Genomic DNA, 19,578 nt, shown 5'->3' with positions numbered 1-19,578 from the left:
CCCCCAAAAGCAAGGGGAAGATGACGCAATAGAAGTAAGTATATACGGTTTAATCAGGCTTGGTTGCAAGCATTAGAAAAGTGACTCCATAGGATTTGTTATGAGTGTAGATAATGAGGATAATTTATGGGAATCTTCGATTTTTTAAAAAAGACAGAAACAACTGAAGCAACAAACAAAACAGTAGAGTCAATTGACAAAACATGCTTGGGAGTTCTAGAACTATTTCCGATAAAGGAGACGAATGAGTTATTGATTATTGGGAGCTTAGAGGGCGGACTCAAGGTTGGGGATTGTCTGCAATTTTGCAATCCCGATCAAGGTATGGACGCTCTTGGTTCTGTAGTCGTGAAAAAACTCATTAATCAAAATAAGGATGTAGATGTTCTCACGGATGAATCTCTAGCTCATTTGGTCATCGATATGGAAACTTCCTTGGTTAATCTTAAAAAGGGAAGTGTTCTCTATAGTTATGGTGTCGATGAGGAACAACGGCTATCAAGCTATACAGATGCTCTTTATAACGCGTTTGTAATTGTCCAAAAAGGTCAAATGTCCAATGAAGACTATCAAGCCGCTAGTCTTGATGATAGCATAGAAATATTGCGCCTCTTTTTATGGGAGTGCCGTCAAAATCAGAAAACTGAAAGTGAAGAAAGCTATCAAGCTAACACTCGAAAGCTAGAACGCCTAGCAGAAATCGTCAAGGACAAGTTGTTAGCAGCAGATTCGATTTACGCGGTCTTTTCAGAAAAAACGGGGGAAGCGTATCTTTTCTCAACGACCTATGATAAAGGTGAAGAGGGCTATCTCTGTTCAGACCCGATGATCATGCTATATACGCCGCGTTGGTATCACCAATTTAAGGAAACCATTGATCGTCGACCAAATTCAGTTGTGAAACTGATTGAAAATACAGCAGATAAAAAAGGAATTGAGAATTTTCTTGGGACAGCCTTTTACTTAAATGGAGCTTTGGGAGCAGCCTTTAATACCAAGGAAGTCAGCATTAGTGCTTCTGTTTTGGTTCAGAAACCAGATTTTTCGAACCTACCAGAGATACAAGTTCCTGTTATGAATCCTGATATTGTAAGATGGATGCTGTTGATGGGGCAGATGGATAAGCCTACAACAGATGACGAAGAAGTAATATATAAGCTCTATTATAAATTCTTCTCAGCAGCCATGCCAAAAGCCAAACTCCTCATTCCTTTAAATGCTACTTCGGGATTCCCCGATAAGAGTCAGGGAGCCAACTCCTTTGTATTGAAAGAAGACGCTAAGTTCAGCATCCCAGTCAGAGAAGGAAAAGATGGGCGCAATTCTGTGCCAGTATTTACTGATTGGAAACGTCTGCGAATGGTCTTTGATGAAAAGTGGAATGGCATGATTGAAGAAGCTGGTGGCATGATTGAAGGCTTTGACTATGCCATAAATCCAACGGAGTATTATGAAGCGGGTGCCTATGTTAGCCTAACAGCTTTTAAGGAAATGCAAAAGTTTAGTGAGGAACTAGAAGGCAGAGATAAAGATTAGAGAGTTTCTTTCATTGGGAAACTATATAGTTTTATCTACATCTTACCTGAACCACTACCCTTTTTCAAAGATTTTGAAAGGAAATGGAATGGCGAATAGAAGTTATATTTACTTAAAAAACGGAGATGAAGCTCGTATCTTAACAGAGGGAATTTACACGATACCTTATTTTTGGCAATTGTTTTGGGATGAAGAAGATTTAAAAGCTCCTATTGCTCTCTGGGAAACAGCAGAAGAACTTGAAGAAGATGAAGAACAAGCAGAAAGATTTTACCAAGAGCAGAATGTAGATATCTTGCTTCCTATTGAAAAATTCCAGCAAAACGCCCTCCAAAATCGGTCTTTTTTAGAAGAAAATGCTTCTCAGACCTTACAATTATATGATGCCTTTGTTCGTTATATTCTTGCAAACGTAAAAGATGGTGATGTGCTCGGATTTGATGTCTTAGATGTTGTTTTTATGGACCAAGTGTCTGTTGTTTCTGATAAACTGTTAAAAAATATACGAGCTATTCGGGAAAATCAACCCAAAGATTTAGATTTTTCTTTGACAGAAAAGAACTTAATTGGTCTTGCTATGGGCTTTCCTGATTATTATGCTTCAGAATTATTGCCAGAAGACAATATTCTAGATTCGGTTGCCTATCAGGATGAACTGAAGAAAATGAACCCCCAAGAAGATAAGAAAGCGATCGATATGACTGGAGCCGATTCACAAGGGAACAAGTCTCGTGTTCTTTTAGTGTTTTGGATTTTGTTGGCACTAGGAATTATGTGGGTTTTATATATTGTTTTTAGCTAATAAATAGAAAAGAGAATACATGAGAATTGCAGATTATAGCGTGACCAAGGCAGTGCTGGAGTGTCACGGATTTACCTTTAAAAAATCCTTCGGTCAAAACTTTTTGACCGATACCAACATCCTTCAAAAAATTGTGGATACGGCAGAGATCGATAAGCAGGTCAATGTCATCGAAATCGGTCCTGGAATTGGAGCTTTGACTGAGTTCTTGGCGGAAAATGCGGCAGAAGTCATGGCCTTTGAGATCGATGACCGCCTGGTTCCCATTTTGGCGGATACCTTACGGGATTTTGACAATGTCACGGTTGTCAACCAAGACATCCTCAAGGTAGACCTCAACCAGTACATCGCAGAGTTTAAAAATCCAGACCTTCCGATCAAGGTGGTGGCTAACCTTCCGTATTACATCACAACTCCTATCCTCATGCACTTGATCGAATCCAAGATTCCTTTCCAAGAATTTGTGGTCATGATGCAAAAAGAGGTGGCAGACCGCATCTCGGCTGAGCCCAACACCAAGGCTTATGGTTCTTTATCCATTGCAGTCCAATACTATATGACTGCCAAGGTAGCCTTTATCGTGCCTCGCACCGTCTTTGTGCCAGCACCAAACGTCGACTCTGCCATTTTGAAGATGGTCCGTCGCGAAGAACCAGCAGTAGCAGTCAAGGATGAAGATTTCTTCTTCTCTGTCAGCAAGGCTAGCTTTGTCCACCGACGCAAAACGCTTTGGAACAACTTGACCAGTCGCTTTGGCAAGACCGAAGAAATCAAAACCAAGCTGGAAGCAGGAATCCAAGCTGCAGGCCTGCAACCTTCTGTACGAGGAGAAGCTCTTAGCTTAGAAGACTTCGCTCGCCTAGCAGATGGCCTTCTAGAAGCAGGAATAAAATAACAGAAAAGCCATAGGTTATAACCTATGGCTTATTTGTATCGTAAGGAAAGGACGGGATTTGAACCCGCGCGTGAATAAAATCCACTTGCCGGATTTCGAGTCCGGTGCCGTACCGAGCTGGGCCACCTTTCCAAGATGCGGAGAAAGGGATTTGAACCCTCACGCCCGAAGGGGCACATGCGCCTGAAGCATGCGTGTCTGCCGTTCCACCACCTCCGCATAGTTCTATTATACACTTTTTAGGAAAAATGCCAAGGAAAAAAAGGAAGGTGCCCTTTCCCGAATTCTGCTAAAAGACAAGTCATAACGGATACTCCGTCTTCTGTTTCTATCCGTTTAAAAAACGAACCTATTCGTTTCTAAAAGCGTTCGGAGAGGTTCACTTTTCGTTTTTTATTATCAAGCAATCCAGCCTTATTTCTCATTTTTTGGTATAATAGATAGTATTAATCTCAAAGGAGTGCGATTTGCAAGGAACAATCGTCAAGGCCTTGGCTGGCTTCTACTACGTGGAGTCAGATGGTCACATTTACCAGACACGGGCTCGTGGAAATTTTAGAAAAAAAGGACAGACTCCTTACGTGGGGGATCAGGTGGAGTTCTCTGCTGAAGAGAATTCAGAAGGCTACATTTTGAGCATTGCGCCTCGAAAAAATAGCCTCGTGCGCCCTCCTATTGTCAATATTGATCAGGCAGTAGTGATTATGTCAGCTAAGGAACCGGATTTCAATGCCAATCTTTTAGATCGTTTTCTGGTTCTTTTGGAGCATAAGGGGATTCATCCCATTGTCTATATTTCAAAACTGGACTTATTAGAAGATATGGAAGACATCCACTACTACCAAGGAATCTATCAGGCTATCGGCTATGATTTTGTCTTGTCGATTGAAGAACTCTTGCCCCTTTTGACCAATCAAACCACGGTCTTTATGGGACAGACCGGTGTAGGAAAATCGACCTTGCTCAATAAAATTGCTCCGGATCTGGAGCTTGAAACGGGTGAGATTTCAGATAGTCTGGGGCGCGGTCGACACACGACCCGAGCTGTCAGCTTTTACCATTTAAATGGAGGAAAGATCGCAGATACGCCTGGCTTCTCCTCCCTCGATTATGAAGTGACGACCAGTGAAGACTTAAATCATGCCTTCCCAGAAATCGCCGATGTGAGCCACTCTTGTAAATTTCGTACCTGTACCCACACGCATGAGCCTGCTTGTGCGGTGAAACCAGCCGTTGAACGAGAGGAAATTGCACCTTTCCGTTATGAGGATTACTTGCAATTTCTAAGTGAGATTGAAAACCGTCGCGAAACCTATAAAAAAGTTTCGAAAAAAATGCCAAAATAGGAGATACTACAACGATGAAAACAATGAAAATTGCACCCTCAATTTTGAGTGCCGATTATGCCAATTTTGAAAGTGAATTGAAACGCTTAGAAGCAGCTGGAGCTGACTATGCCCATATCGATGTCATGGATGGTCATTTTGTGCCCAATATCAGCTTTGGAGCTGGTGTCGTAGAGAGCATGCGTCCACATAGCAAGTTGGTCTTTGATTGCCACTTGATGGTCACCAATCCTGAACACCATATCGAAGAATTTGCCCGTGCAGGAGCAGATATCATCAGCATCCATGTGGAAGCTACTCCCCATATTCACGGAGCTCTTCAAAAAATTCGTCAAGCAGGTGTGAAGGCCAGTGTTGTGATCAACCCAGGGACTCCTGTAGACAGTATCAAACATGTCTTGAACTTGGTGGATCAAGTCTTGGTCATGACCGTTAATCCAGGATTCGGTGGTCAAGCCTTCTTGCCTGAAACCATGGACAAGGTGCGCGAATTAGCCGCTCTTCGTGAAGAAAAAGGCTTAGACTTTGATATCGAAGTGGATGGAGGAATTGATGGCCAAACTATTTCCCAAGCCAAAGAAGCTGGGGCCAATGTCTTTGTAGCAGGCTCTTATGTCTTTAATGGAGATGTTAATGAGCGCGTTCAAACGCTCCGAGATGCTGTAAATGGATAACATCGCAATACTGGCAGGAGGTGACAGCACGCTCTTGCCAAAAGATCAAGAACTTTACGTAGGTGTCGACGGAGGCTGTTTGAAGTTACTGGAACAAGGCCTGCCTTTAGATATAGCTGTGGGGGATTTCGATTCTGTCTCTGAGACTGATTTGAATAAGATCCGAACCCAAGCCAAGCAGGTTGTTCAGTCCGTTCCTGAAAAGAATGATACGGATTTGGAATTGGCCTTGAAAGCAGTCTTTGAGGCCTATCCAGATGCTGGTGTCACCGTTTATGGTGCTTTTGGCGGTCGTTTGGATCACTTTTTGTCCAATATCTTTTTGCCGACCGACCCAGACCTAGCTCCCTACATGGAGCAAATCCAATTAGTCGACGGTCAAAATCGCTTGATCTACAGACCAGCCGGCTGTCATGAGATTCAGCCAGATCCAGCCATGTCCTATGTTGGTTTTATGCCTGTCGGAGAAGGCCACTTAGAGATCGCAGGGGGCAAGTATCCGCTCCATCAGGAGAATTATTTTTTGAAGGCCATGTATGGCTCCAATGAATTTTTGGATCAACCGATTCAAGTGAGTCTTGACCGTGGCTATCTTGTCATTGTTTATAGTAAAGACAGAGGTTAATATGAATATCATTCTGCTTCTGATTGGCCTGCTCAATCTAGGCCTCCTCATCTATCTCTTGCAACGGTCAGATGACACAAGACCGGCATTAAGAGAGATGCTGGAAGATCATGAGGATCATTTGACAGACCAGTTGGACTATCGTTTTGAAAAAGAAAGACAAGCAAGCCAGATTGCCAATCAGCAGTTAGAGATCGCCCTGACAGATCGCTTAACCGAGATGCGAGTGGAGATCCACCAGCAGACGACGGCTCTGCGCGCTGAGATGAACGAGCACTTTACTAAAAATCGGGACAAAACAGATGAGCGCATGCGCCAGATCCAAGAGTCCAATGAAGTGCGGCTAGAACAGATGCGCCAAACGGTAGAAGAAAAATTGGAGAAAACCTTGCAGCACCGCTTACAGACCTCCTTTGAGACGGTTTCAAAACAATTGGAGTCGGTCAACAAAGGGCTAGGAGAAATGCAGACGGTGGCGCGGGATGTCGGAACCCTTAATAAAGTTCTCTCCAATACCAAGACGCGTGGGATTATGGGCGAATTGCAGCTGGGTCAAATCATTGAAGATATCTTGACTCCAGCCCAGTATGAGCGGGAGTTTGTCACCGTTCCCCAATCCAGTGAGCGCGTGGAGTATGCTATTAAGCTTCCAGGACAAGGAGAGGAGCCAGTCTATCTGCCGATTGACTCTAAATTCCCACTGGAAGACTACTATCGTCTGGAAGAAGCTTATGAATCAGGAGAGAAAGAGGAGATCGAGCGTTACCGCAAGGCCCTTCTTGCTAGTATCAAGCGTTTTGCTAAGGATATCCAACAAAAATACCTCTTTCCACCAGCGACAACGAATTTCGGAATTCTCTTTTTGCCAACTGAAGGCCTCTATTCCGAAGTGGTTCGCAATCCAGAATTCTTCGATCGCTTGCGTCGGGACGAACAAATTTTAGTGGCTGGGCCAAGTACGCTATCAGCCCTCTTGAACTCCTTGTCTGTTGGCTTTAAAACGCTCAACATCCAAAAGAGTGCAGATGACATTAGCAAGGTGTTGGGATCGGTCAAATCAGAATTCCATAAGTTTGGAGGGATTCTGGCCAAGACTCAGCGCCATTTAAAGAATGCTTCCAATAATATTGATGATTTGCTAACCAGACGGACCAGTGCCATCGAGCGGACACTCCGCCAAATCGAAAGCGATGAGGACCTGCTGGGACTAGATGTATATATAGAAGATGGAGAAGATGATGGTCAAAATTAACCAAATGAAAAAAGATGAATTGTTCGAAGGATTCTATTTGATCAAGTCAGCAGAAGTGCGTCAAACGCGGGCCGGGAAAAACTACCTCGCCTTTGTCTTCCAGGATGAGACCGGTACAATCGAAGGTAAACTATGGGATGCCCAACCTCACAATGTAGAGAGCTTTACAGCTGGGCGCGTGGTCCATATGGCTGGTCGTCGGGAGGTCTACAATAATACTCCGCAAGTTAATCAATTGAATATGCGCTTGCCACAAGCAGGAGAGCCCAACAATCCAGCAGACTTCAAGGAAAAACCACCAGTAGATCCCAAGGAATTGCATGAATACCTGTCAAACATGATTTTCAAAATTGAAAATCCAGTTTGGCAACGGATTGTCCGTGCCCTCTATGGGAAATATGAGAAAGAGTTTTATAGCTATCCAGCTGCTAAAACCAACCATCATGCCTTTGAAGCAGGTCTCGCTTATCATACAGCGACCATGGTCCGCTTGGCAGATAGTATCGGCGATATCTATCCTCAGTTGAATAAGAGCTTGCTCTTTGCAGGGATTATGTTACACGATTTGGCCAAAGTGATTGAGTTGACGGGACCTGAAAATACAGAATACACTGTTCGAGGCAACCTCATCGGCCACATTGCACTGATCGATGAAGAAATCACCAAGGTCTTGCAAGACTTGAAGATTGATGATCAAAAAGAAGAAGTGATCGTCCTTCGCCATGTGATCTTGAGTCACCATGGCTTGCTCGAATACGGTAGTCCCGTTCGTCCAAAAATCATGGAAGCAGAGATTATTCATATGATCGATAATTTGGATGCGGAAATGATGATGATGACAACAGCACTTGGCTTAATTGGTCCTGGCGAGATGACCAATAAAATCTTCGCTATGGAAAATCGTTCCTTCTATAAACCGAATCTCGACTAGTAAAAACAGAGATAAATACGGGAATGATTCTGCCAAAAATAAAATAATCAGGAAAAAACGGCCTTCTGTAAATCAGAATGTTCGTTTTTTTCGCTTCTTATGGTATAATGATAGAAAAAACTACATGGTGAGAAAATGAAATTAAGAAGAAGTGAACGGATGGTCGTAATTTCTAATTACTTGATCAACCATCCCTATGAATTGACTAGCCTCAATACGTTTGCGGAAAAGTATGAGTCTGCCAAGTCTTCCATCTCAGAAGATATCGTGATTATTAAGCGGGCTTTTGAAGAGATGGAAATCGGAAATATTGAGACCATTACAGGAGCTGGTGGAGGCGTGATCTTTACACCGTCTATCTCAGATCAAGAATCCAAAGAAATCGTTGAGGATCTTTGCAAGCAACTGTCTGAAAGTGATCGTATCCTTCCTGGTGGCTACATTTACTTGTCTGATCTTTTGAGCAATCCGAAGATTTTGAATCGGATCGGACGCATCATTGCCAAAGCCTTCCGAGATAAGAAGATTGATGCTGTCATGACCGTAGCGACCAAGGGAGTTCCACTAGCCAATGCAGTAGCTAATGTCTTGAATGTTCCATTCGTCATTGTCCGTCGTGATTTGAAAATCACAGAAGGGTCAACCGTTAGTGTCAACTATGTTTCAGGCTCAAGTGGGGATCGCATTGAGAAAATGTTCCTTTCAAAACGGAGCCTAAAAGCAGGAAGCCGGGTCTTGATTGTCGATGACTTCCTTAAAGGTGGCGGAACGATTAACGGGATGGTCAGCCTCTTGTCTGAATTTGATTCTGAATTAGCAGGAGTAGCTGTCTTTGCGGATAATGCTGCAACCGACCGTGAATTCTTTGAACACAAATCCTTATTGCGCGTGACCAACATCGATGTAAAAGAAAATAAATTGAGTGTCGAAGTTGGGAATATCTTTGATTAAGAGCAGCAAAGGAGGATCAAAAAGTGAAAAGAATTTTAGATCGATTTGATAATAGCCCTTTGTGGATTCGCTTGGTGACAGTTCTGTCTCTATCCTTTATATTGGTAGCTGGTTTGTATACCGTTAAAAAGAATACGGCTGCCCAGGTAACGACAGAAATTCAACCTGCTAAAAAAATAGGTTCCCTTCCAGTGAAAAAGGAAACAAAGGAAGAAAAAGAAAAGAAGGAAGAAAAGAAAAATACAGAAGCTGCTGAAAAAGCAGTCGTTCAAATGGAAACAACCCCAAGTCAAGATTCTGTGAACGCTGCCCAAGCTGCTGTGAAGAAAGTCAAAGATGCGACTCAAAAGCAATCGCTTGATGCCCGTATCCAATACATCGCTAACTATTATGGACTGACCTATGAGAGTGACACAGCGGCAACGCAGCAGACTCAAACAGACGCTAATACCAATGCTGGAGTAGCTGGAGCCAATGCGACAGTTCAACCACAACAGCAACAACAGTATGCTCCGGCTGCAGATGCAGGGGCAGAAGTACCTGCTGAAGCTGGTCAATAATGAACTTTTTCGACTTCTTTAAAAAATAAAAAAACATCTTGCAATCAAAGTGCCGTCATGTTATAATAATAGACGGTACTTTTTACTTTTGGTCTCTCAAGAGTGTACAGGGACGTGCTGACAAATGTTGCAAAAGTACACACAGATGGTAGCTGTCACCAAGTGTACCATCACCAAAAATAAAAAATTTCACAGGAGAATGTAGATGCCTACAATTAACCAATTGGTTCGCAAACCGCGTAAATCAAAAGTAGAAAAATCTAAATCACCAGCTTTGAACGTTGGTTACAACAGTCATAAAAAAGTTCAAACAAACGTTTCTTCACCACAAAAACGTGGTGTTGCAACTCGTGTTGGAACAATGACACCTAAAAAACCTAACTCTGCCCTTCGTAAATTTGCCCGTGTACGTTTGAGCAACTTGATCGAAGTAACTGCTTATATCCCAGGTATCGGACACAACTTGCAAGAACACAGCGTGGTTCTTCTTCGTGGTGGACGTGTAAAAGACCTTCCAGGGGTACGTTACCATATCGTCCGTGGAGCACTTGATACTGCAGGTGTAAACGATCGTAAACAAGGCCGTTCTAAATACGGTACTAAAAAACCAAAAGCATAAGGAAAGGGGATAAAGAAAAATGAGTCGTAAAAACCGTGCGCCTAAACGCGATGTATTGCCAGATCCGCTTTACAATTCACAATTAGTTACTCGTCTTATCAACCGCGTTATGCTTGATGGTAAACGTGGTACAGCTGCTTCAATCGTTTACGGAGCTTTCGAACAAATTAAAGAAGCTACTGGAAACGATGCTCTTGAAGTATTCGAAACAGCTATGGAAAACATCATGCCTGTACTTGAAGTACGTGCTCGCCGTGTCGGTGGTTCTAACTACCAAGTCCCAGTTGAAGTTCGTCCAGAACGTCGTACAACACTTGGACTTCGTTGGTTGGTAACAATCGCTCGTCAACGTGGTGAACACACAATGGTTGATCGTCTTGCAAAAGAAATCTTGGATGCAGCGAACAACACTGGTGCAGCTGTTAAGAAACGTGAAGATACTCACCGTATGGCTGAAGCTAACCGTGCATTCGCACACTTCCGCTGGTAAGATCATGATGCTAGGAACGGTAAGGATGCAAAGTGAAAATAGGAAACTGACGCAGTATTCGATGAATACAAGGAAGTTTATCTTTTTCACACAGCATCCCGTTCCGGCTCAAATCGGCTAACTAACTTTAGCCCTGGTTCAATTAAGCTTCGTCAGCTCTTGGACCCAATTCAACTCTTCTTACAAGTTGGAACCAAAACTTAGCATGAAAACACTGAAAACGGGTAGGTCCTGCCTATCCGTTTTTATTAAATCATGTTATAATAGAATATAGAAATAAAAAATATAGGAGAAACAAACCTCATGGCACGCGAATTTTCACTTGAAAAAACTCGTAATATCGGTATCATGGCTCACGTCGATGCTGGTAAAACAACTACAACTGAGCGTATCCTTTACTACACTGGTAAGATTCACAAAATCGGTGAAACTCACGAAGGTGCGTCACAAATGGACTGGATGGAGCAAGAACAAGAACGTGGTATCACTATCACATCTGCCGCTACAACAGCTCAATGGAAAGACACTCGTGTAAACATCATCGACACACCAGGACACGTGGACTTCACTATCGAAGTTCAACGTTCACTCCGCGTTTTGGACGGTGCTGTAACCGTTCTTGACTCACAATCAGGTGTTGAACCTCAAACTGAAACAGTTTGGCGTCAAGCAACTGAATACGGAGTTCCTCGTATCGTATTCGCTAACAAGATGGATAAAATCGGTGCTGACTTCCTTTACTCAGTAAGCACACTTCATGACCGTCTTCAAGCAAACGCTCACCCAATTCAATTGCCAATCGGTGCTGAAGATGACTTCCGCGGAATCATTGACTTGATCAAGATGAAAGCTGAAATCTATACTAACGACCTTGGTACAGATATCCTTGAAGAAGATATTCCAGCTGAATACCTTGAACAAGCTCAAGAATACCGTGAAAAATTGGTTGAAGCAGTTGCTGAAACTGATGAAGACTTGATGATGAAATACCTTGAAGGGGAAGAAATTACTAACGAAGAATTGAAAGCTGGTATCCGTAAAGCTACAATCAACGTTGAATTCTACCCAGTACTTTGTGGTTCTGCCTTCAAGAACAAAGGGGTTCAATTGATGTTGGATGCAGTCCTTGACTACCTTCCAAGCCCACTTGATATCCCTGCAATCAAGGGTGTAAACCCAGATACAGACGAAGAAGAAGAACGTCCAGCATCTGATGAAGAGCCATTTGCAGCTCTTGCCTTCAAGATCATGACTGACCCATTCGTAGGTCGTTTGACATTCTTCCGTGTTTACTCAGGTGTCTTGAACTCAGGTTCATACGTATTGAACACTTCTAAAGGTAAACGTGAACGTATCGGACGTATCCTTCAAATGCACGCCAACACTCGTAAAGAAATCGAAACAGTTTACTCTGGAGATATCGCTGCTGCCGTTGGTTTGAAAGATACTACAACTGGTGACTCATTGACAGATGAAAAAGCAAAAATCATCCTTGAATCAATCGAAGTTCCAGAACCAGTTATCCAATTGATGGTTGAGCCTAAATCTAAAGCAGACCAAGACAAGATGGGTATTGCCCTTCAAAAATTGGCTGAAGAAGATCCAACATTCCGCGTTGAAACAAACCCTGAAACTGGTGAAACAGTTATCTCTGGTATGGGTGAGTTGCACTTGGATGTCCTTGTTGACCGTATGAAACGTGAATTCAAGGTTGAAGCTAACGTTGGTGCTCCTCAAGTATCTTACCGTGAAACATTCCGCGCTTCTACACAAGCACGTGGATTCTTCAAACGTCAATCTGGTGGTAAAGGTCAGTTTGGTGATGTTTGGATCGAATTCACTCCAAACGAAGAAGGTAAAGGATTCGAGTTCGAAAATGCGATCGTCGGTGGTGTGGTTCCACGTGAATTCATCCCTGCAGTAGAAAAAGGACTTCAAGAATCTATGGCGAACGGTGTTCTTGCTGGTTACCCAATGGTTGACGTGAAAGCTAAGCTTTACGATGGTTCATACCACGATGTCGACTCATCTGAAACTGCCTTCAAGATCGCTGCATCTCTTGCACTTAAAGAAGCTGCTAAGACTGCACAACCAGCTATCCTTGAACCAATGATGCTTGTAACCATCACAGTTCCTGAAGAAAACCTTGGGGATGTTATGGGTCACGTAACTGCTCGTCGTGGACGTGTAGATGGTATGGAAGCACACGGTGCAAGCCAAATCGTTCGTGCTTATGTGCCACTTGCTGAAATGTTCGGTTACGCTACTGTCCTTCGTTCTGCAACTCAAGGACGTGGTACCTTCATGATGGTATTTGACCACTACGAAGATGTACCAAAATCAGTACAAGAAGAAATCATTAAAAAAGCTAAAGGTGAAGCTTAATTTACCAATGCTTAAAAACTCTTCCCACTTTGGGAAGAGTTTTTGTTCGTTCCAAAAGTGAGTACAAGTAAAATAGCGCTTTTCCTATCGATCAAGACTTTGTGAAAAACTTTAATAAAAGAGGTGGTGATCTATGATAAATCTTGCTTTTCGTTGGGAAATAGTTGCTTTTTAATGCAATAAAGTATATAATAGAGACTGTTAAAAGATGTTTGGCGCTGTGTCAAGTTACTCTTTTCACAAAAAATTTTTTTGATTTTCATAAGGAGGAAATCACGAATGGTAGTTAAAGTTGGTATTAACGGTTTCGGTCGTATCGGACGTCTTGCTTTCCGTCGTATCCAAAACGTAGAAGGTGTTGAAGTTACACGCATCAACGACCTTACAGATCCAGTTATGCTTGCACACTTGTTGAAATACGATACAACTCAAGGTCGTTTCGACGGTACTGTGGAAGTTAAAGAAGGTGGATTCGAAGTTAACGGTAAATTCATTAAAGTTTCCGCTGAACGTGATCCAGAACAAATCGACTGGGCTAACGACGGTGTAGAAATCGTTCTTGAAGCAACTGGTTTCTTTGCTACTAAAGCAGCTGCTGAAAAACACTTGCATGCTGGTGGTGCTAAGAAAGTTGTTATCACTGCTCCTGGTGGATCAGATGTTAAAACAGTCGTATTTAACACTAACCACGATATTCTTGATGGTACTGAAACAGTTATCTCAGGTGCTTCATGTACTACAAACTGCTTGGCTCCAATGGCTAAAGCTCTTCAAGATAACTTCGGTGTTGTTGAAGGATTGATGACTACTATCCACGCTTACACTGGTGACCAAATGATCCTTGACGGTCCACACCGTAAAGGTGACCTTCGTCGTGCACGCGCTGGTGCTGCTAACATCGTTCCTAACTCAACTGGTGCTGCTAAAGCAATCGGTTTGGTTATCCCTGAATTGAACGGTAAATTGGACGGAGCTGCACAACGTGTTCCTGTTCCAACTGGATCAGTTACTGAATTGGTAGTTGTTCTTGACAAGAACGTTACTGTTGATGAAGTGAACGCAGCTATGAAAGCAGCTTCAAACGAATCATACGGTTACACTGAAGATCCAATCGTTTCTTCAGACGTTGTAGGTATGTCTTACGGATCATTGTTTGACGCAACTCAAACTAAAGTTATTGACGTTGACGGTAAACAATTGGTTAAAGTTGTTTCATGGTATGACAACGAAATGTCTTACACTGCACAACTTGTTCGTACTCTTGAATACTTCGCAAAAATTGCTAAATAATTCATGCGTATGATGAGAGGAGGGAAACCTCCTCTTTTTTTGTACTTTTTTTAGGGCTTTCTCATCATATTATAGGAATTGGCAAAATAGATTGACAGTGCTAAATAGATTAGGGTATCCTATTCTTGATTGGAGATTTCTAATACAATAAAATGAAAGCGATTACAGTTCGTAGAGAAAGGAGCCAATGGAAATCGCTCAAGAAAAAGAAAAAAACCATACAAGGAGGTCAAGATGAAAGGTCATCTATTTGAAAAGAAAGAACGATTTAGTATACGAAAATTCAGTGTGGGAGTTTGCTCCGCATTGATTGGGTTAGCATTTTTAGGAACAGGAGCTGTCTCTGCAGATGAGACAGTTTCTACTAGTGAACAACCCTTAGAAACATCTTCAGTAGCGACAGAAGATGTCAATCATCTAGTGAGAGAAGCTGGCGTCTATACTGCAGATGCGGCCTTGCCTGCTGCAGAAACGGAAAAACCAGTCGCAGAAGCGGTCGCTCCGGAGGCTAGTCCTACAAGTACAGAAGCTAGCTCGACAACTACAGATACTCCAGCTGTTTCAGAGACTGAAAAACCGAAAGCTGCTGCAGAAAAAGTGGCCGATTTACCAACCAATGAAGAAAAACAATTAAGACCCAAAGAAGTTAAGTTCGATACCTGGGACGATCTCTTGAAGTGGGAACCAGGAAAACGAGTGGATGACGATATGAACAGAGCAAGCGTTCCACTTGCGAGCCGCTTTCAAGGGAAACAAATTAATGAACAAGCCAACCCTGAAGCGAAGATCCAAGCGCTGTCAAACATGAACTCCAAAGCCAAGGATCATGCGTCTGTCGGCGGGGAAGAGTTTAAAGCCTATGCTTTTGATTACTGGCAATATTTGGATTCCATGGTCTTTTGGGAAGGACTGGTTCCATCAGCAGATGTGATCGATGCAGCCCACCGAAATGGGGTTCCTATTTATGGAACAATCTTTTATAACTGGTCTAGCAGCATCAAGGATCAAGAACATTTTGCAGAAACCTTGAAAGAAGATAGTGAAGGCTCTAAAACTTTCCCGATCGCTCGTAAATTAGTCGAACTTGCCAAGTACTATGGCTTTGATGGTTACTTTATCAACCAAGAAACGACCGGAAATCTTGTAGAACCATTGGGTCCAAAGTTGAGAGATTTTCTTCTTTATACCAAGGAATATGCGAAGAGTCTGAACTATCCGATTAAGTATTCCTGGTATGATGCTATGACCTATGAATATGGCCGTTACCATGAGAATGCGCTGGGGGAATACAACTACAATTTCATGCAGCCAGAAAATGGGGAAATTCCAGTTGATACCTTCTTTGCTAACTTTAACTGGGGCAAATCAGAAGTTGATTATTCCATCAGTACAGCCAAATGGATTCATCGGAATCCTTATGATGTTCTTGCTGGACTCGAGCTCCAAAAAGGAGGCTCTTATAAGACTAATGTAGACTGGAATGCCATTTTAGATGAACATGGCAAGTTGCGTCTATCCCTTGGTCTTTATGCGCCAGATACCATTACGGGCCTAGGAAAGACTGGTGAAGGTTACCATACCCATGAAGATCTATTCTGGACAGGTTTCCAAGGAGATCCGACTAAAGGAAAACCAGCAGACCAATCTTGGTACGGTATGTCCAATCTAGTAGTGGATAAAACTCCTATTACAAGTGAAGATTTCAATACTTCCTTCAATACTGGACACGGAAAACACTGGTTTGTCGATGGCAAGATTTCTAAAGAAGGGGAGTGGAACTACCGTTCTGTTTCTGGCTACCTTCCAACCTGGCGTTGGTGGGTAGAGCATAGTGAAGATAGTGCGCCATTGAAAGGTCGTTATGATTTTGATCAAGCCTACAATGGAGGAAATTCTCTAGCCTTTGAAGGAGATTTAAAAGCCAATAGCAGTCAAAATGTCATGCTCTATTCGACCAAGATTCCTGTGACAGAAACGACAAAATTGAGCGTCAGTCATAAAGGTGGGATCGGAGCTGCTGCCTGGGTAGCTGTTGCCACCAAAGAAGACTACTCTGAATACGAATGGAAAGAATTGACACCGAGTGCGGATTGGTCTACTCAAACCTTTGATTTGGGAAGTTTGGCTGGCAAGACCATTTATGCTGTGAAGATGTTCTTTGACCATGATACGGATGTCAAAGACTACAAATTTAATCTTGGCCAATTGTCGATTACGTCGAATCAAGAGAAACCAGCGACTCCAGCAGAAGTATCCGTTCGTGCAAAACGTCTACAAAATGCGCAAGAAGCAGAAGCAGTCCTTAATTTTAAAGGGGTAGCAGATGCGGATTATTATGAAGTCTATGAAAAAGATGGCGATAACTGGCGTCTCTTAACAGGGTCTTCTGCGACAACCGTCTATCTACCAAAAGTTAGCCGTTCAGCAAGTGCCGAAGGAACCACTCAGGAACTCAAGGTTGTGGCAGTTGGGAAGAACGGTCAACGTTCAGATGCGGGAACTGTAGCCTTTGATTGGGGCATGACCGTGTCAGATACCAGTCTACCAAAAGCTTTAGCGCCAAACGTAGTCATTGGAGCCAAAGTGATCGGTTCGAGCTTCCCAGATGCGGATGGTAGTGAAGGCATTGAAGGCATGTTAAATGGGACCATTACCAGTCTTTCAGATAAATGGTCTTCTGCTCAATTAAGTGGAACCGTCGATATCCGCTTGACACAACCTCGGACAATTGTTCGTTGGGTCATGGACCATGCCGGTGCTGGTGGGGAATCTGTCGATGATGGCAAGATGAATACCCGTGACTTCGACCTTTACTACAAGGACGAAGCCGGTGAATGGAAGCTCGCTAAGGAAGTTCGTGGCAATAAAGCCCATGTATCTGACATTACACTTGATCATCCGATCAAGGCTCAAGACTGGCGTCTCCATGTCATTACAGCCGATAACGGCACCCCATGGCAAGCCATCCGGATTTACAACTGGAAGATGTATGAAAGTCTGGATACTGAAACGGTCAACATCCCGATGAAACATGCTGCAGCGCAAAACCTAGGTAATCATTTTGTCCAAGTCGGTTTCAAAGATGTTCCGGCTCATACTACTCTGACTCTTTATGCCGATAAAGAAGCCACTAGTCCAATTGCGACCATGACAGCCGATCAAGCTGGAAATCTCATCTTTAAACCACTCGCTTTTGAATCAACCCCGTCTCTTCTTTACTATCGCGCACAAGTTCCTGGTAAAGATATCAGTAATGTTTTGGCGATCGAAGTTCCAAAGAATGATAAAGAAATTGCAGGACTTCAATTTGAAGATGGATTGACTAAGAAGGTCTACCGGGAAGGTGATGCCCTTTCCTTGAAAGGGGCAACTCTCCGCGTTCATTATAAAGATGGCCAAGCAGATCAACTGGTCAACCTCACCAACTCAGGTATAGAGATTCATGGATTTGACAGTAGCAAGCTGGGAGAACAACATCTAGAAGTCTCTTACCTTGGTCAGAAATTGGATAAGACTCTCACTGTTTTTGTGGTCAGTGCAGAAGAAGCAGGTGAAAAAGCAGTTGCTGGTCTAGAATTGACCGACAAACCAAAAGTGGAATATATTGTCGGAGAAGCATTGGAGAAAGAAGGCGGACGCTTTACAGTCGTCTTTGAAGATGAAACGACCGAAACACATGCCTTGACAGATGAAGGTGTGGAAGTAACTGGCTTTGATACGACTAAGGAAGGTCGTCAAACCATCACGGTCCATTACAAAGGAGCTAGCACAAGCTTTGATGTCCTCGTGAATCCAAAACCAGCTCTCAACGATGAATACCTCAAGCAAAAATTGGCTGAAGCTGAAGCTGCAAAAGCCAAAGTAGACTTTACTTTTGCGACTTCTGAAGTCAAAGAAGCTTTGCTGGCTGGAATGGCTGCTTCTGAAAAAGTCTTGAAAGAGCATGATACCAGCACACAAGATCAAGTCAATGAGCAGTTGAACCAATTGACCGCTCTCTTGAAAGCCTTGGATGGTCAATCCAATCTAACAAAAGAAAAAGAAGCTCTCTCTGCTCTGACAACAGAAGCGACTGCTCTATTAACAAGCAAGCCAAATCACCCTTCTGGAGAGGCTTTGCAGGCACTGGTTGAGAAAAATAAGGAGCTCCTAGCTTCTTCAGAGCTCACTCCTGAAGCGCTTGAAACAGCTAAGACAGGTCTAGAGACCTTGATTGCGCTCCTGAAAGAAGATAAGCCAGCGGTCTTTGTAGACCCTGCGACTGGAGTCGAAGTTCAATTCTCCAACTTAGAGCCAACCGTTGTCAAAGGACTAAAAGTCGCAAAAGTTGAAGCCAATCAGGTAGAAAAAGAAGAGCTGAAGGGCCGAGAAGGAATCGTATTTGATATTGAAGGCGTGGATGCAAGCGGTCAAGATATCGATACCCACCATCCATCCCTTGTGAAAATCCCTGTGGATAAGGATAAAGAAGTGGAGCAAGTTCTCTTCTTCCCAGAAGGTCAAGCTCCTCAATCCTTGGCCTTTGAGAGAGTTGGAGATGTAGTCATCTTTACAGCTCCTCACTTTACTCACTATGCGATTGTCTATAAGCCAGCACAAACGGAAGGACCAGATCAACCGATCCAACCAGAGGAACCGGCTAAACCTGATCAGCCTGTTCAACCAGCTCAACCAAATCAACCAGTCCAACCAGCTGCCCCAGTGACTCCGGATCCAGCTAATCCATTGAAGCCTACAGAGTCTTCTCAAGTGGATCAGTTGGCCCCAACGACTTCTACTCAAGCGGGTCATCAAGAGGAAGAACACAAGGATATGGTTGATCAAGAGATCCATCAGTTGTTAAGTGCCCACCAAGGAGCGAACTCACAGCCAACAGTTCAGCAAGAAACAAAAGATGCCAGCAAAGAAAGTCAATCGGAACACTTACCAAATACGGCAAGCCTAGAAGCTTCCTTTGCAGCTGAAGCTGTTCTCCTATCAGCCTTAGGCGGATTCCTCTTGGCTGGTAAGAAGAAAGAAGAGTAAGCCTTTTACAGGATTCTTTCGTTCTTTTAAAAAGTCACTCTCAAAAAAACCTCTCTGGTGAAAACCAGAGAGGTTTGATCTTGTATCTAGAAGTGTCGTTCGGATCCTGTGAATTAGAGGGGAAAAGCATTGGATTTTTCTACCTCTTTTACAGCTTTTGTGATATAATTATCATGTATTAAAAAAAGAAGGAGTCA

Annotated in this window: 15 protein-coding genes and 2 tRNA genes; 15 read left to right on the top strand and 2 right to left on the bottom strand. The window is 43.1% G+C overall.

The features are described from left to right. Positions 1-126 precede the first annotated feature (126 nt). From LPB220_RS09675 to rsmA, 3 genes are all read left to right on the top strand, one after another. A complete protein-coding gene (locus tag LPB220_RS09675) occupies positions 127-1,536 on the top strand; it encodes an SseB family protein (RefSeq protein ID WP_049471810.1) in 1,410 nt (469 codons plus the stop codon). Between the two features lie 88 nt (positions 1,537-1,624). After that, positions 1,625-2,338, top strand: coding sequence for a hypothetical protein (locus tag LPB220_RS09670; RefSeq protein ID WP_049471809.1), 714 nt, complete (start codon positions 1,625-1,627; stop codon positions 2,336-2,338). 19 nt (positions 2,339-2,357) lie between these two features. Continuing rightward, positions 2,358-3,233, top strand: a complete 876-nt coding sequence (gene rsmA / locus LPB220_RS09665) for a 16S rRNA (adenine(1518)-N(6)/adenine(1519)-N(6))-dimethyltransferase RsmA (RefSeq protein ID WP_150906604.1) — start codon at positions 2,358-2,360, stop codon at positions 3,231-3,233. A gap of 43 nt (positions 3,234-3,276) precedes the next feature. Here the strand turns inward: rsmA and LPB220_RS09660 are convergent. Next, a tRNA-Ser gene (locus LPB220_RS09660) sits at positions 3,277-3,365 on the bottom strand. A 4-nt stretch (positions 3,366-3,369) separates the two neighbouring features. Further along, positions 3,370-3,452, bottom strand: a tRNA-Leu gene (locus LPB220_RS09655). Between the two features lie 248 nt (positions 3,453-3,700). Between LPB220_RS09655 and rsgA the strand changes: the two genes are divergently transcribed. The 12 genes from rsgA to LPB220_RS09590 all read left to right on the top strand — a co-directional run bounded on the left by rsgA (position 3,701) and on the right by LPB220_RS09590 (position 19,381). Continuing rightward, a complete protein-coding gene (gene rsgA / locus LPB220_RS09650) occupies positions 3,701-4,579 on the top strand; it encodes a ribosome small subunit-dependent GTPase A (protein ID WP_049491707.1) in 879 nt (292 codons plus the stop codon). A 14-nt stretch (positions 4,580-4,593) separates the two neighbouring features. Further along, positions 4,594-5,253 carry a ribulose-phosphate 3-epimerase gene (gene rpe, locus LPB220_RS09645; RefSeq protein WP_049483642.1) on the top strand — a complete coding sequence of 220 codons (660 nt, stop codon included), beginning with the start codon at positions 4,594-4,596 and terminating at the stop codon, positions 5,251-5,253. Continuing rightward, positions 5,246-5,878: a thiamine diphosphokinase gene (locus LPB220_RS09640; RefSeq protein WP_150906602.1), complete on the top strand. Its 633-nt coding sequence runs from the start codon at positions 5,246-5,248 to the stop codon at positions 5,876-5,878. Before rpe ends, LPB220_RS09640 begins: the two co-directional genes overlap by 8 nt. A gap of 1 nt (position 5,879) precedes the next feature. Continuing rightward, positions 5,880-7,130: a DNA recombination protein RmuC gene (locus LPB220_RS09635; RefSeq protein WP_003012406.1), complete on the top strand. Its 1,251-nt coding sequence runs from the start codon at positions 5,880-5,882 to the stop codon at positions 7,128-7,130. Further along, the gene (locus LPB220_RS09630) at positions 7,117-8,061 is read left to right on the top strand and encodes a 3'-5' exoribonuclease YhaM family protein (RefSeq protein ID WP_150906852.1); all 945 of its coding nucleotides are present in this window, start codon (positions 7,117-7,119) and stop codon (positions 8,059-8,061) included. Before LPB220_RS09635 ends, LPB220_RS09630 begins: the two co-directional genes overlap by 14 nt. A gap of 135 nt (positions 8,062-8,196) precedes the next feature. Continuing rightward, positions 8,197-9,012 carry a pur operon repressor gene (gene purR, locus LPB220_RS09625; RefSeq protein WP_037599408.1) on the top strand — a complete coding sequence of 272 codons (816 nt, stop codon included), beginning with the start codon at positions 8,197-8,199 and terminating at the stop codon, positions 9,010-9,012. A 23-nt stretch (positions 9,013-9,035) separates the two neighbouring features. Continuing rightward, positions 9,036-9,572, top strand: coding sequence for a hypothetical protein (locus LPB220_RS09620; protein WP_150906600.1), 537 nt, complete (start codon positions 9,036-9,038; stop codon positions 9,570-9,572). A 205-nt stretch (positions 9,573-9,777) separates the two neighbouring features. After that, complete coding sequence (rpsL, locus tag LPB220_RS09610) at positions 9,778-10,191, top strand: 30S ribosomal protein S12 (RefSeq protein WP_003003125.1); 414 nt, start codon at positions 9,778-9,780, stop codon at positions 10,189-10,191. A 19-nt stretch (positions 10,192-10,210) separates the two neighbouring features. Next, entirely contained in the window at positions 10,211-10,681 is a 471-nt protein-coding gene (rpsG, locus tag LPB220_RS09605) for a 30S ribosomal protein S7 (protein WP_003003105.1), read from the top strand. A 303-nt stretch (positions 10,682-10,984) separates the two neighbouring features. Beyond that, entirely contained in the window at positions 10,985-13,066 is a 2,082-nt protein-coding gene (gene fusA / locus LPB220_RS09600) for an elongation factor G (protein WP_003003071.1), read from the top strand. Positions 13,067-13,345: 279 nt separating this feature from the next. Then, positions 13,346-14,356 carry a type I glyceraldehyde-3-phosphate dehydrogenase gene (gap, locus tag LPB220_RS09595; protein WP_023919220.1) on the top strand — a complete coding sequence of 337 codons (1,011 nt, stop codon included), beginning with the start codon at positions 13,346-13,348 and terminating at the stop codon, positions 14,354-14,356. Between the two features lie 234 nt (positions 14,357-14,590). Then, on the top strand, positions 14,591-19,381 hold the full coding sequence (locus tag LPB220_RS09590) for an endo-beta-N-acetylglucosaminidase (protein WP_150906598.1): 4,791 nt from the start codon (positions 14,591-14,593) through the stop codon (positions 19,379-19,381). Positions 19,382-19,578: the final 197 nt, after the last annotated feature.

Origin of the sequence: Streptococcus sp. LPB0220, from assembly GCF_008727815.1 — a bacterium.
In the GTDB taxonomy this organism is placed as follows: domain Bacteria; phylum Bacillota; class Bacilli; order Lactobacillales; family Streptococcaceae; genus Streptococcus.
Note: the sequence above shows the minus strand (reverse complement) of the source record. Positions and strands in the feature narration are given on the sequence as shown.

Coding starts and splice junctions, on each gene's coding strand:
- purR (WP_037599408.1), top strand. CDS start 8,197: ATGAAATTAAGAAGAAGTGAACGGATGGTCGTAATTTCTAATTACTTG.
- LPB220_RS09635 (WP_003012406.1), top strand. CDS start 5,880: ATGAATATCATTCTGCTTCTGATTGGCCTGCTCAATCTAGGCCTCCTC.
- rpsG (WP_003003105.1), top strand. CDS start 10,211: ATGAGTCGTAAAAACCGTGCGCCTAAACGCGATGTATTGCCAGATCCG.
- LPB220_RS09675 (WP_049471810.1), top strand. CDS start 127: ATGGGAATCTTCGATTTTTTAAAAAAGACAGAAACAACTGAAGCAACA.
- gap (WP_023919220.1), top strand. CDS start 13,346: ATGGTAGTTAAAGTTGGTATTAACGGTTTCGGTCGTATCGGACGTCTT.
- LPB220_RS09640 (WP_150906602.1), top strand. CDS start 5,246: ATGGATAACATCGCAATACTGGCAGGAGGTGACAGCACGCTCTTGCCA.
- rpsL (WP_003003125.1), top strand. CDS start 9,778: ATGCCTACAATTAACCAATTGGTTCGCAAACCGCGTAAATCAAAAGTA.
- LPB220_RS09670 (WP_049471809.1), top strand. CDS start 1,625: ATGGCGAATAGAAGTTATATTTACTTAAAAAACGGAGATGAAGCTCGT.
- LPB220_RS09630 (WP_150906852.1), top strand. CDS start 7,117: ATGGTCAAAATTAACCAAATGAAAAAAGATGAATTGTTCGAAGGATTC.
- rsmA (WP_150906604.1), top strand. CDS start 2,358: ATGAGAATTGCAGATTATAGCGTGACCAAGGCAGTGCTGGAGTGTCAC.
- rpe (WP_049483642.1), top strand. CDS start 4,594: ATGAAAACAATGAAAATTGCACCCTCAATTTTGAGTGCCGATTATGCC.
- LPB220_RS09590 (WP_150906598.1), top strand. CDS start 14,591: ATGAAAGGTCATCTATTTGAAAAGAAAGAACGATTTAGTATACGAAAA.
- fusA (WP_003003071.1), top strand. CDS start 10,985: ATGGCACGCGAATTTTCACTTGAAAAAACTCGTAATATCGGTATCATG.